Below are 13,356 nucleotides of genomic sequence, written 5' to 3' on the forward strand. Positions count from 1 at the left end.
TATTGAAGTGTTCTTTTGGGAATTTAAACCCTTGAATGGAATAGCCATTCGAGGGCTTTTTTAGTGAAAAAGATAATCATAATGATTAATGTTAAAAATTGATAATAATTAGCTATTAAGCTCTAAACTTTGCTCCTATCCAAGCCGATGGAAATAAATGTAGGTTATTAATATAGGTAGATAGGAGTAAACAACATGTCATTCATCTTTACTTTATTATTTATGGGCGGTCTTATATTTCTTTTCCGTAAATTCATTCTTAATGGAAATTTCACAGTATCGAAAGGACAGGCAGGCGAGAATCTTGTTCGCCGGTATATTGAAAAACTGGCCGAGTATGAAGGGTATCAGATTTCCGCGATTCATGATTTATACATACCAAAGGGTGACGGCACGACAAGTCAGATTGATCATGTAATGGTGACGGATAAGGGGATCTTTGTGATTGAAACGAAGAACTATGAAGGCTGGATTTTTGGAAGTGAGAAGGCGCGTTACTGGACGCAAACGATCTATAAGCATAAGCAGAGATTTCAAAATCCTCTTCATCAAAACTACGGTCATATTGAGTCGCTTAAAACTTTTTTGGGAGAGAAGTTTGCCGAAATCCCTTATTACTCTGTCGTGATTTTTACAAACCGTTCTGAGCTGAAGCTTAAGGGACCTTTCCAAAATAGTGATGTGATTCATCCTGAGTATTTGAAAAAGGTTGTCGATCAATACCCAGGTGATGTCCTTCCGTTGTTTTCACAACAGGAAATACGTGTGAAGCTTAAGGTGCTTGAAAAGCGGGATAAGGATAATATTAAGGAAGTGAAGCGGGCGCACATTGATGGGATCCGCAGGCAGAAAGAGATCAACCAGACGAAGGTGAATGCTAATATTTGCCCGAAGTGTGGCGGAAAGCTGGTGCAGCGAACGGGGAAGAAGGGCGAGTTTCTCGGGTGCTCTAGTTTTCCGAAGTGTCGGTTTGTTGCGTGAGGGATGAATCGTGAGAAGTGGATTTTAGATACTTTATCTTTGGCTATGTTAAATGACTCTGTTGATAAATGTGGTAAAATTAAACTATTAAAGTAATGGATAATAAAAGTGATAGAAGAAATGTGGATCCACTTTTACTCTTTCTTTTGATTTTTTAACATTACGAAATTTCCCTATTATAGGAGCGTTCTAATATGAAAACGAAAATGAACTATTTCTTCTTACTCTTAACGATCATTTTTATAGTTGGTTGTACCAACTTAGAAGATGCAGAAACAAATACACAAGAAGTAAGTACAGTTGAAACAAATGAAAATAGTGAAAAAGAAGAAACGAACACTACGGTTGTTGATGAACCAGTAGAAGAGGAAACACCAGACCCAACAGATGATGAACAGTTCGCAGGATACGAACTTATTCAAGTTGATGGCGGTGATTTGTCTGGACATCGAGAACCTAACGTCGTTGTTGATATTGGGTACGGTGACCGTGAATATTGGGCATTTACGAATGAATACGGACAACTCGTACGCGTCGTTGCTGACGAAATCATTCTACAAGATGATCGTAACGAACCTGTATTATCGTCTGGACGGTACTATTCTGATGAGGCAAAGGTTCCGGGCGTCGAGAGTGATGTTTTAGACGAAGGACATATTATTGCTGATTCTCTCGGAGGGGTATCGAATGCTTATAACATTACCCCACAAGAGAGTACACTCAACCGACATGGTGATCAAGCTTATATGGAAGACGCGATCCGTAGCGCAGGTGAAGCTACTGATTTCGAAGCCATTATCACCTATTCGGATACGGAAAAGCAGATACCTTCAAGTTATGAGTACACGTATACGTTGAACGGAAATGAGATCGTTGATACATTTGATAATGTGAACCCTGATGAAGTTAACGCATCGCTCGGTTTAACTGAGAGGGAGCCTGACGATTCAACTCCTTCAGACACAGAGGGTGATATTTCTAGTATTGATACAAACGGGAATGGACAAGTGACGATTAAAGAAGCAGAGGCAGCGGGTTATAGTATGCCGATCATGAGTGATCATTGGTTATATCCTTATATGCGTGATAATGATAATGACGGTATGGTAGGTGAATAAGAGTCTAGAAAAAATATAGAAGGTGACACGTAAAGGGTAGATTGGTAATCTAAATGGATAAGCATTCTCTTGATCCAGGACATTCTATAAGGCAGACCCCCGTTCTACCATTTTGTTTCAGGGTAGATTATTCCAGAAAATATACACTTAGCTGTTTTTTTATGTCTTGTTACGACTAACTTTTGAATTCAGAAATAGGTATTTGAAACAAAAGTACATAGAGGAGTGAAACCAATGGATTTAACCCCCTCTGACCTAAAAACAAAAGACATCTACAAACTACTAACCGGCTCCGTTGTTCCAAGGCCGATCGCCTGGGTTTCAACCGTGTCTGAAGACGGCGTTCATAACTTAGCACCATTTAGTTTCTTTACCGTTGCTTCCACAAAACCTGCCATTCTCGCAATCTCTATCGGTCAGGGATCAGGTGAGCGTGAGGGTATGGAGAAGGATACGCTCGCAAATATCCGGACTCAAAAAGAGTTTGTCATCAATGTGGTGTCGAGCTCTCTTGGAAACGAAATGCAAAAAAGTGCAGAGAACGTGCCTGCGGAAGTCGATGAATTTGAGCATGCTGGTTTAACACCGATCGATAGTAAGACGGTGCAACCGAAGCGGGTGAAAGAAGCGGCGATTCATATGGAATGCAAGCTCCATCAAATTATTCCGCTTGGATCGAATGCCCTTGTTCTTGGGGAAATGACGCACTATCATATACAAGATGATACGTATTTAGGTGACTATAAAGTCGATCTCGAAAAGCTTTCACCACTCGGACGGCTTGCTGGGAACTATAGTGAGAGTAAGGAGTTTTTTACGTTACCAAAGTAAGATGAAAAGAAGACTAGTCTAATGTGAAAATGCAAAAAAGTAGCTTGGGGTGATCTGTCCTCCAAGCTACTTTTTTGATTGGTTACAGGTATTTAAGTAATATCTCAAATGAATTTATAAGTTTTCCCCATTCGTTCCAATCACATCTTTATACCAGAAGAAAGATTCCTTCCTTTTTCGCTCTAACGTTCCGCTTCCATCATCCTGCTTATCTACATAAATAAAGCCATATCGTTTCGAGAATTCACCTGATGATGCACTCACAAGGTCAATGCAGCCCCAGCTTGTGTAGCCGATCACGTCAGCACCGTCTTCGATCGCTTCACCGATCGCTTTGATGTGATTACGGAGGTAATCGATGCGATACGTATCCTGAATGGATCCGTCTTCTTCTACTTTGTCATAGGCGCCTAAGCCATTTTCCACAACGAAAAGGGGAACCTGGTAGCGGTCGTATAGCTGGTTTAAGCCAATGCGCAATCCTTCAGGATCGATTTCCCAGCCCCAGTCGCTTGCCTGTAAGAAAGGATTTTTGATACCGCCGATCAGGTTACCTTGGGAAGCTTCTAGATCGGATTTATCTCTTTTCTCTGTTCGAGACATGTAGTAGCTTAAGCCGATATAATCGACCGTGCCTTCTTTTAGAAGTTCCAGGTCACCTTCTTGAATGTCTAACTCAATGTTGTGCTCGTCGAAATAGCGCTTGATAAAGGCTGGGTATTCGCCTCTTACTTGCACATCGGCACAGAAGTAGTTAAAGAGACGCTCTTCTTGAAGGGCGTACATCACATTTTTCGGATCAGAGTCGTACGAATAAACGGGTGCGTATAAGATCATACAGCCAATTTTCGCCTCAGGAATGATTTCGTGGCAGACTTTGACAGCGATGCTGCTTGCAACGAATTGATGATGAAATGCCTGGAACGTTGGTTGGTATTTGTCTTCTTCTTGTTGGATCGCGAACCCGAGACCCTGGATTGGCATAATAAAGCCGCTATTGATTTCGTTGAATGTCATCCAGTGCTTTACTTTGTTTTTGTAACGGTTAAAAATCGACGTGACATAGCGTTCAAAGAATGTGATCACTTCACGACTTCTCCAGCCGCCATACTCCTTCACAAGATTAAGCGGCATTTCATAATGAGAGATGGTCACAACGGGTTCGATGCCGTGCTTGTGTAGTTCATCAAACACGCGCTCATAGAACGCTAAGCCTTCTTCATTCGGTTCGATTTCATTGCCATTTGGAAAAATACGTGTCCACGCAATCGACATGCGGAAGACTTTGAAGCCCATTTCGGCAAAGAGAGCGATGTCCTCTTTGTAGCGATGATAGAAATCAATCGCTTCATGATTAGGATAGTTATATTTCTCGCGATCAATTTGAAAATCAAAGCCGGGGGATTGGAGAATGTTCAGTCGTTCCTTTCCGCCTGGTAGCACATCCGCAATGTTCAGCCCTTTATTTCCTTCATAAAAGCCACCTTCAATTTGATTCGCAGCCGTAGCGCCGCCCCATAAGAACCCTTCTGGGAAGTGATATGTTTTCATTTAGTTTACCCTCCATTTAATAGTAAGTTCATCATAGCGAGATCAAGGAGAAGAGTAAATGAAGAGAGCGGTTCTAGTTGGTAATACCGAGAAAAGGCATATGTGACATAGAAGTAACGCTGTGTAACAACAAGGTGGCGGTGTTATAATAGAAGGAGAGATATGAGTAGCATTTTAGTTCTTACATAAAAGGAGAATACGGCATGTTTTCAACTAACATGATAGCGTCATTCAATGAGTTAGAAACGTCCCTCTACAACTACATCTCTCAGAACAGTGAGAAAGTCGCTTATATGCGCATTCGTGAATTAGCCGATGAAACGCACGTCTCCACAGCGACGATCTTGCGCTTTTGTAAAAAGGTTGACTGTGAGGGGTTTTCTGAGTTCAAGGTAAAGCTTAAGATGCATTTGAAAGATAACAAGAAAACGGTCATTAACCCTCCCGAGCATTCGGTCGCGGAGTTTTTTGAACGCACGTTAAACGGTGATCTTGAAGAGAAAATGAAGAAGGCGGCAAAACTAATTGCGGAGACAGATAACGTGATTTTTATCGGAATTGGAAGCTCAGGCATTCTCGCTGAATATGGCGCGAGATATTTTTCAAGCTTAGGGAAGTTCTCGATGTATATTAAAGATCCTCACTTTCCGATGCACTCCAAGCTTCAAAACAATAGCGTCACGATTGCGCTGTCGGTATCAGGCGAGAACAACTTTACCGTGACGCACTTGAATCAGCTGAAGCAAGAGGGAAGTCACATTATTAGCATTACGAACACAAAATTCTCGACCGTCGCCAAAATTTCCGATCTTAACATTCCTTACTATATAACAGAAGAATTTCATGAAAAAGCGAATATCACGTCGCAAGTGCCAGTTGTGTATATTTTGGAATCGATTGCGCGCGAGATTTATAAGCTGAACTAAGAAAAAGAGAAGCGATTGTTTTTAGAAGGAGGGCGTGATGAAAACCAATCAGCAAATCATCCACTATAAAGAAGTCCAGCGGCCGAATCAGATCTGGATATGGGCGGTTGTACTAGGCATCGCGATCCTAATGTAGATTGGCTTTTTCCGTCAGGTGGTGATGGGCATTCCGTTTGGGAGTAATCCGGGGTCTGACATGCAGCTCACCATTTTTTGGGTTCTCTTTGGCATGGCTTTTCCCATTGTCATGCTTGGGTGGCTGCGACTGATTACTGAGGTGAGAGCCGATGGAGTTTATGTGCGATTTGTCCCATTTCATCTATCAACTCGTGTCTTCTTGTTTCAGGATATAAAGAGCTACGAAAGTTTGGAATATCGTCCTATTAAAAGGTTTGGCGGATGGGGGATACGGAGGAATTTCAGCAAGGAGAAAGCCTATTCGATCAGTGGAAAGCATGGTGTACTAATAGATGTGAAGGGTGAGAAAATTATGATCGGATCACGGGAGCCGGAGCGGTTGGTGGATGTGATGGATCGGGTGAGTGGAGAACGGAATGAATAGATACAGTTGTGAAAAGCATACGAGATTCGCAGAAATAGTCCTTTTCTCTCATGAGAAAAGGACTATTTTCGTTGAATGCGTCGAAAGACATAGAAAAGGAGGGGAAGAGAGGGTATTCTAGGTTTAGAAATTAATGGAAGATATGAGAGCGATCATTTCCTGCTCGACAATACAGCGGCTATACCTAACTAGACGTACACATAGACTTCATTTGTGGTGAAACGAGGTTTGGTCGAAAAGGAGGTTGCGGTGCTAAACGAACTAGAAGAATTTAAACGTTATTTAGAGCGTATGAAGTATCGAGCAGAAGCCGAGACGTTGGAAGCGTATCTAGGAAAGGTAAGGGAAGCTAGATTTGATATCGATGATAGTAAACGAGTCTTTGATCACCATCATTCGGCTTACTCGTCGAATTGGGTTGGAGAGGCACGTGAAGCTTATGAATCGCTTATTGGAGAACTCGAACAAGCCTCTCAAAGTGTGTATGCGGTTCATGAGGAACTGACCTCTGCGATTAACGAAGAAATCGACCGACTTCTTCAGAATGCGGAGGGCTTGAAGTGACGAGAATAGCAATTAAACCAGAACAATTAGACCAGCTAGCAAGCGGCATCCAGGATGCCGAGCGAAAAGCAGATGAAGCGATTAGCGATTTTAAATGGAACTATCAATCTCTTCTAATGAACATCACGGGCGCGAACACCGGTAAAATTGATGCCCTTCAAGCGGAGTTGCAATATGAAATGCGCAAATACCGGGACAAGCTCCATGACCTACAGGCGGCAGTGAAACTAACAGAAAGAAAACTGATGGATGAAGATCGATCGCTTTCTGCTAAGTTCGGCCTTATGGCATTAAAATTCAGTGGTTTAAACAAGCTGTTTCAGAATTATGATCCTATCACGGGAGAAGCATTAAGCTGGAGTGAACGTCTTTTTGGAAAAAATCCACTGAATGCTTCATACGGTGGTGCATTTGGAGAAGTGTTTCCAGATATGCAATATGCCTTAAACCCACAGGTGATTCAGAGTAGGATGAAGCAAACGTATGAAAGTGTCGTCCTCGATCCTTTATCGAAAACGACGGCTTATCTAGACGATGTTCGCCAGGATGTGTCTCATAGTGTGGTCAGGTACTCAAGCTATGTGGATCGCTGGTGGGGTGAGACGCGGCAGAAGGTTGATGAAGCGCGGAATACGGCACGGAGCTTTTTGGGTGATGTGGTAAAAGGTGTGCAGGTTGGAAGCGGGAATGCCGTGGAAGATATGATTGAGGGATTTAAGGATCTTAACGCATTAGGTGAAAAAGCATTCGGACCGAACCTTGCTGTATATCGTGATAAAGAAGATCTCCCTGAATTACTATTTAAAAGCTTAGAAACGATAAACTTCTATAAGAACATCTTTGGTGATCCAAAAGGCAACGTTCAAAAGGTGTTGGATGTACCGAAATACATGTGGCAAGGATTTAAAGAAGCCTGGGATCGAGACTTTGTGAACGGCGACGCCGAAAGCCGAACGGCATTCATTACTTACGGTCTAACATCATTAGGAATTGGAGGCATAGGAGATAAAGGTCTCGGCAAAATCGGAACAACAGCAAAAACAATTGAAGACGTTGCGGATGCCGCGAAGAATGTTAAAGTTGAAGGGAAGGGTGCTCAACCGGCGTTAGCTGGAGCGGGTGCAGGGGGAGCTTCTAGAGGTGGCGCTCCTTATAATGTGTGGAATGATCCGGTTTCTCGGATTAAGACTGAGATTGATCGGGTTTATGGTGGGAAGGGTAGTAATAAAAGTTACACTAAGAAATCCACTAAAAAATCAAGTTTGAGTGGGAGAGAAGTAGAGCTTGATTGGTTAGGTGAAAAATATAAAGCAATAGAGGTTGAAGGCACTGTTAAAGTAAGCGGTAAAGAAATGGATATTTCTAGACGGGTTTATCAAATAAACGATATCGATTGGAATTACACTCCTAGTCACCCACTAGCTAAGGGTCTTTCAAATAGGGAATTGATCGCTAAAGGTCGGTCACCATATGTTATTGATAAAAACGGATTAGAGGTTCAAATTGAACTTCATCATTTAATTCAAAAGGAATCTGGAAATATGGTAGAGATAGTTGCAACAACTCATGATGATTATAAGAAAATATTACATGGCTTAATAAAAAACGGGGATAGCTTTAGGAATGATGAAGTTCTAGATAAACAATTCAATAATTTCAGAAAAAAATACTGGAAATGGCGTGCAAATAATTTAGATTGAGGGGAATATGCTTATGAATAATAACATTCTAAATATGATAAATGAATATATTGAAGCTGGAGACTTTAGTGGAGAAGTATCTGATGAGATTTTAACAAAAACAGAGAATACATTGAAAGTAATGTTCCCGATGGACTATAAAGAGTTTATCAAGAGATTTGGTTCTGGAGGAATTTGTGGGGTTGACATTCTAGGTGTTGAAAGAGAAGATTACGCATCGGTGGTTGAATATACAATTCGATATAGAAAATTAGGTTTACCAAGTAACTACATTGTTATAGAGGATGTCGATGAGTTTTTATATTGTTTAAACACAGTCGAAGAATATTATGTTATACGATGGGATGATATAAGTAAAAAAGAAATTAAAAGATATAAATCGTTTACTGACTATTTAGATGATAGTTTCCAAGAGGCGATTGATAATGTAGATTAAGATTTTGTGGGCAATCGCATAGCATTGTGGGGCTGGTATTCATGATGCGCTTTTAGAAAAAGGTGATAGGGAGAAATCTAGCCGTGGGGACAGGTACCTCGTCCCACTAAAGAGAGAGGTAGTGTGAAAAAACCGCCCTATGTTGTTTTTTTCGCTCCATCATTGGGGGTACGTTTCTCATGATACAAAATTCGAAATAAAATGAAAGGGAGCATTAATTAGTGGGATAATTAATGCTCCCCTTTTTTTATGGGATTAACTCAACAGAACCGTCCCGATAATTACAATATGAAATGCGCAAATACCGGGACAAGCTCCATGACCTGCAGGCGGCAGTGAAATTAACCGAGAGAAAAATGACGGAAGAAGATCACTCGCTTTCTGCGAAGTTCGGTCTTATGGCATTAAAATTCAGTAGCTTAAACAGGTTGTTCCAGGATTATGATCCTGTTACGGGTGAAGCGTTAAGCTGGAGTGAACGTCTTTTTGGGAAAAATCCACTAACGGCTTCATACAGTGGTGCATTTGGAGAGATGTTTCCAGACCTGCAACATGCCCTGAATCCACAGGTCATCCTGAGTAGGATGAAACAGACGTATGAAAGTGTCGTGCTTGATCCTTTATCAAAAACGACGGCTTATCTAGACGATGTGCGCCGGGATGTGTCGCACAGTGTAGTTAGGTACTCAAGCTATGTGGATCGCTGGTGGGGAGAGACGCAGCAGAAGGTTGATGAAGCGCGGAATACGGCACGGAGCTTTTTAGGTGATGTGGTAAAGGGTGTGCAGGTTGGAAGCGGGAATGCCGTAGAGGATGCGATTGATGGGTTTAAGGAGCTTAACGCGTTAGCTGAAAAAGCATTTGGACCGAACCTTGCTGTGTATCGCGATGAAGAAGATCTCCCTGAATTACTATTTAAAAGCTTAGAAACGATAAACTTCTATAAGAACATTTTTGATGATCCAAAAGGCAATGTCCAGAAGGTGTTGGATGTACCAAAATACATGTGGCAAGGGTTTAAGGAAGCCTAGGATCGAGACTTTGTGAACGGCGATGCCGAAAGTCGAACGGCATTCATTACTTACGGTCTAACATCATTAGGAATTGGAGCCATAGGAGATAAAGGTCTCGGCAAAATCGGAACAACCGCAAAAACGATTGAGGATGTTGCGGATGCCGCGAAGAATGTTAAAGTTGAAGGGAAGGGTGCTCAACCGGCGTTAGCTGGAGCGGGTGCAGGGGGAGCTTCGGTTTCTAAAAGTGGCGCACCTTATAATGTGTGGAATGATCCGGTTTCTCGGATTAAGACTGAGATTGATCGGGTTTATGGTGGGAAGGGTACTAGTAGGAAATTCAGTGGGTATAATTATTGGGATAAGACTATTGAATTTAATCATATAAAAGTTTATCAAAGAGACGATATTATTAATCCTAATAAAAAAGATGCGCGAGGAAGAACAAATCTCGATAGGATGAAAAAAGGTTTAGCTCCACTTGGCCCTGATGGAAAATCAATAAATCTTCATCACACTACTCAGCGAAATGAAAGTTCTATAGCAGAGGTTACATCAACCTTTCATAAAGAAAATAGTCTCGTAATTCATATCAATCCAAATAAAATCCCTTCTGGTATTAATAGGAAAGAATTTAACAAATGGCGAAGTGAATATTGGAAAAATAGATACAATGACTATATATTTGGGAGTGAATCATAAAGATGAGTATTGATCATTATCATAAAGCAAAAAAATATATTTTAAATGAAGAGGATACAGCCGACTTTGTTGGAGGTCGTTCAAATGAATTAATACAGTTAGCGGAGCAAGAGTTAGGCTTTAAGTTTACCGGCGCATATCTTGACTTTTTAAAAACATTTGGAGCTGGTAATTTTGGTTCTCAAGAGATCTATGGAATAATTGACCGAGATTTTGAAAATTCTGCGGTTCCGGATGCAATATGGTATACATTAACAGAACGCAAGAATATATATCTTCCTAATCACCTTTTAGTTATTTACGATAGTGGATTCGGTGAACTATACTGTTTGGATTTTAATCAACTGGATGATACGGGAGAACCACAAATAGTTTCTTTTGATACGGGTGTAGAAATAGAGAATCAAATTTATGAGTTAATTGCGAACGACTTTGGAGATTTTCTACTTGATTTAGTGATGGAAGAAATGGAGTAATTATGTTGCATTAAGAATTATCGCTTTAGCCTCGTGGGAACGGTTCTCATGATGCAATAAATTGAGCATCTAAGCATCGCGGGGATGGTTCTCATAATGCAATATTTCGAAAAACGTTAAAAGAAGCATTCATTATTCCAATAATGAATGCTTCTTTTATTTATGAGGTGGAATCACCAGAACCGTCCCGGCGATTCCGGCGATTCCCCTTCATTGGTATTATCAGTTTACAAAAGCAACGCCGACGATGATCAATAGAACGAACAAGACAACAATTAGGGCGAAGCTGTTATTGTATCCAGACATAGTTATCACTCCTGTGATTTTCAAGTTAAGAGGTAATGGATCACTCTCATTAATAGAATATGCAATCGTTTGAAAGGAGTGAAGACAAGTAGTGAAAATAGTCTTTAGTGGTTTAATGTATCGGGGGTCAGGTACGTACCTGACCCCCTCTTTAGTTCCGGTTCACAAAAAAAGCTCATATCAGCTGATAATACAATCCGAATTTCGTATCATACCACAGTAATTTGCCATGCTTGCTTTTAGGAAGGCGTGCTTGTAAATTCCATTCCGGATATTGCTTCATAATTCGAACTTGATCTCCGGTTGCAAAAGCAATAAAGGAGATATAGTGATCTTTAGACATCGGATGTTCGCTAGAAATATACCATTCATTGTCAATATTCATGATGGTAAGTTGGTTTTCAGTTGTTGCTTTCTTTGCTTCTAATCGATCTAATTTTCTTCCGCAGCAAGATATGGAAATATCTCCAGTTGCTAAAGCGATATTTTGACATAATTCACATACAAAGTAATTTGATTTTTTCATATTTCCTCCTACAAAATCATTTGACGCTAAATCACCATCTAAGATACTTTCAATGTTAACTCCTAACAGTTCAGATAACTGTGGTAATAGCGAAATATCTGGATAGCCATAACCTCGCTCCCACTTTGAAACGGTTCGATCAGAAATGTTTATTAGATCGGCTAATTGCTTCTGAGTAAGGCGTTTTTCCTTCCTCAAACTATAAATTAGTTCTCCCACTTTACTATTGTTCATCGTATTCTCCTCCTACTACGTTTCTATCTTATAAGCTAATAAGCTCAGTAACAACAAACGTTCCGTAGAGTTTTTTTATTAAGAAACATGGTGACGATTCGAGATTGAAAAAGGTCTGATTTGGTCTTAATAGTTTAGGTCATTTTATCGTGGGTGATTCGCACTGATTTTTTCATATCATCCAAAGGTCACGCTTTTTATGAAGCTTGTAAAAATTGTTGGGAACATCTACTTAAAAATGAGAGAACGCTCACTAGCTCATATGAACCAACTTTGATTATATGTCTTTGAACGGTAGAACATTGTTTGAAAATTATGCTAGATTTAAGTCGCGCTGATACATAAAAGAAACATACTGCTTGATAAAAGAGGTTACTACGCTTTGTTATGTCTCAGTTCTCTTTTTGACTTAAAAGACTATTAATATCTCTTACGCCTGAACGAAGGCGTTAGGACATAAATAATCAAAAAAGTAGGAGGCATTACTATGTTAAAGAAATCGATTTTAGTTGTTTTTACGTTGGTTCTGTTGTTTAGTGGATATCAATTTGGTCTTCCGTCCGCTCTTGCGATCCCTCCTGGAACACCGTCAAAGTCTGCCGCTCAATCTCAATTGGATTCCTTGACTGTACAGTCTGAAGATTCTATGTCCGGATACTCACGTGATAAATTCTCACACTGGATTGGACAGGGGAATGGCTGTGACACGCGTCAATTGGTGCTGCAGAGGGATGCTGATTATTACAGCGGTGACTGTCCTGTAACGTCTGGTAAATGGTACAGCTACTTTGATGGCGTGCAAGTGTATGACCCGTCTGATTTAGATATCGACCATATGGTTCCGTTGGCAGAGGCGTGGCGTTCAGGAGCAAGTAGTTGGAGCACACAAAAGCGAGAGGATTACGCGAATGACCTTGATGGTCCGCATCTTATTGCAGTAACGGCAAGCAGCAACCGCTCCAAGGGTGATCAGGATCCGTCTACTTGGAAGCCAACGCGTTACAGTGCTCACTGCGGGTATGCAAAGTGGTGGATCAATACGAAGTATGACTATGATTTAAGCCTTCAGTCTTCAGAGAAATCGGCTCTTCAAAGCATGCTGAATACGTGTAGTTATTAATTCGGGTTAGTTGATAGTTTGATCGTTTCGACAAGCTGAGGAGGTGCGCTCAAATGAAACAAAAGTCTTCCATTTTCACTGCAACTCATGGTGTTATGACCGAAGAAGTAGGTGTGATTAGCGGGGAGCTTGAACTGGTGACTTCCTGTGATGAGAAAGGCGATCTCACGCTTCGCATCACGTATGTAGGAGCAGAGGAGTGGTACACGCTCCCTGGGAAAGAATACCGCTTACACGATGTGCGTGACCATGAAGTCATTCACCGTTTGCTCGTATCGGTGCTTGAGCGCTCTTAAAATTCGACAAGTGA

16 protein-coding genes are annotated in these 13,356 nt (G+C 41.0%); 13 read left to right on the plus strand and 3 right to left on the minus strand.

Going from position 1 to position 13,356, the window contains the following annotated elements; genetic code table 11:
• The first annotated feature begins 195 nt into the window (after positions 1-195).
• From AC0VYO_RS06430 to AC0VYO_RS06440, 3 genes are all read left to right on the plus strand, one after another.
• The gene (locus AC0VYO_RS06430; RefSeq protein WP_475368673.1) at positions 196-981 is read left to right on the plus strand and encodes an NERD domain-containing protein; all 786 of its coding nucleotides are present in this window, start codon (positions 196-198) and stop codon (positions 979-981) included.
• Between the two features lie 194 nt (positions 982-1,175).
• The gene (locus tag AC0VYO_RS06435; RefSeq protein ID WP_475368674.1) at positions 1,176-2,099 is read left to right on the plus strand and encodes a DNA/RNA non-specific endonuclease; all 924 of its coding nucleotides are present in this window, start codon (positions 1,176-1,178) and stop codon (positions 2,097-2,099) included.
• A 234-nt stretch (positions 2,100-2,333) separates the two neighbouring features.
• Positions 2,334-2,930: a flavin reductase family protein gene (locus AC0VYO_RS06440; RefSeq protein ID WP_475368675.1), complete on the plus strand. Its 597-nt coding sequence runs from the start codon at positions 2,334-2,336 to the stop codon at positions 2,928-2,930.
• Positions 2,931-3,044: 114 nt separating this feature from the next.
• On the opposite strand, the gene AC0VYO_RS06445 is transcribed toward AC0VYO_RS06440, so the two are convergent.
• Complete coding sequence (locus AC0VYO_RS06445; RefSeq protein WP_475368676.1) at positions 3,045-4,481, minus strand: glycoside hydrolase family 1 protein; 1,437 nt, start codon at positions 4,479-4,481, stop codon at positions 3,045-3,047.
• 203 nt (positions 4,482-4,684) lie between these two features.
• Between AC0VYO_RS06445 and AC0VYO_RS06450 the strand changes: the two genes are divergently transcribed.
• The 8 genes from AC0VYO_RS06450 (at position 4,685) to AC0VYO_RS06485 (ending at position 10,860) form a co-directional block, all read left to right on the plus strand.
• A complete protein-coding gene (locus tag AC0VYO_RS06450) occupies positions 4,685-5,407 on the plus strand; it encodes a MurR/RpiR family transcriptional regulator (protein ID WP_475368677.1) in 723 nt (240 codons plus the stop codon).
• Positions 5,408-5,567: 160 nt separating this feature from the next.
• Positions 5,568-5,969 (plus strand): DUF6141 family protein, encoded by a 402-nt coding sequence (locus AC0VYO_RS06455; RefSeq protein ID WP_475368678.1) that lies wholly within the window; start codon positions 5,568-5,570, stop codon positions 5,967-5,969.
• 249 nt (positions 5,970-6,218) lie between these two features.
• Positions 6,219-6,533 (plus strand): hypothetical protein, encoded by a 315-nt coding sequence (locus AC0VYO_RS06460; protein ID WP_475368679.1) that lies wholly within the window; start codon positions 6,219-6,221, stop codon positions 6,531-6,533.
• Positions 6,530-8,233, plus strand: a complete 1,704-nt coding sequence (locus tag AC0VYO_RS06465) for an HNH/ENDO VII family nuclease (RefSeq protein WP_475368680.1) — start codon at positions 6,530-6,532, stop codon at positions 8,231-8,233. Before AC0VYO_RS06460 ends, AC0VYO_RS06465 begins: the two co-directional genes overlap by 4 nt.
• A gap of 13 nt (positions 8,234-8,246) precedes the next feature.
• Entirely contained in the window at positions 8,247-8,669 is a 423-nt protein-coding gene (locus AC0VYO_RS06470; RefSeq protein ID WP_475368681.1) for an SMI1/KNR4 family protein, read from the plus strand.
• Positions 8,670-8,962: 293 nt separating this feature from the next.
• On the plus strand, positions 8,963-9,700 hold the full coding sequence (locus AC0VYO_RS06475) for a globin family protein (protein WP_475368682.1): 738 nt from the start codon (positions 8,963-8,965) through the stop codon (positions 9,698-9,700).
• A gap of 12 nt (positions 9,701-9,712) precedes the next feature.
• Positions 9,713-10,384 (plus strand): HNH/ENDO VII family nuclease, encoded by a 672-nt coding sequence (locus AC0VYO_RS06480; protein WP_475368683.1) that lies wholly within the window; start codon positions 9,713-9,715, stop codon positions 10,382-10,384.
• Between the two features lie 2 nt (positions 10,385-10,386).
• A complete protein-coding gene (locus AC0VYO_RS06485) occupies positions 10,387-10,860 on the plus strand; it encodes an SMI1/KNR4 family protein (protein ID WP_430244964.1) in 474 nt (157 codons plus the stop codon).
• A gap of 222 nt (positions 10,861-11,082) precedes the next feature.
• Here AC0VYO_RS06485 and AC0VYO_RS06490 read toward each other — a convergent pair whose 3' ends face one another.
• A complete protein-coding gene (locus tag AC0VYO_RS06490; protein ID WP_194222236.1) occupies positions 11,083-11,166 on the minus strand; it encodes a YjcZ family sporulation protein in 84 nt (27 codons plus the stop codon).
• Between the two features lie 175 nt (positions 11,167-11,341).
• Positions 11,342-11,926 carry a helix-turn-helix domain-containing protein gene (locus AC0VYO_RS06495; RefSeq protein WP_475368684.1) on the minus strand — a complete coding sequence of 195 codons (585 nt, stop codon included), beginning with the start codon at positions 11,924-11,926 and terminating at the stop codon, positions 11,342-11,344.
• 487 nt (positions 11,927-12,413) lie between these two features.
• Here AC0VYO_RS06495 and AC0VYO_RS06500 point away from each other — a divergent pair, with 487 nt between their 5' ends.
• Positions 12,414-13,046, plus strand: a complete 633-nt coding sequence (locus AC0VYO_RS06500; RefSeq protein ID WP_194220786.1) for an HNH endonuclease family protein — start codon at positions 12,414-12,416, stop codon at positions 13,044-13,046.
• A gap of 53 nt (positions 13,047-13,099) precedes the next feature.
• Positions 13,100-13,342: a hypothetical protein gene (locus AC0VYO_RS06505; protein ID WP_371019008.1), complete on the plus strand. Its 243-nt coding sequence runs from the start codon at positions 13,100-13,102 to the stop codon at positions 13,340-13,342.
• The last annotated feature ends 14 nt before the right edge of the window (positions 13,343-13,356 follow it).

This window comes from Anaerobacillus sp. 63XJN7_4_ISO-PGPR-S23-413 (assembly GCF_056173725.1).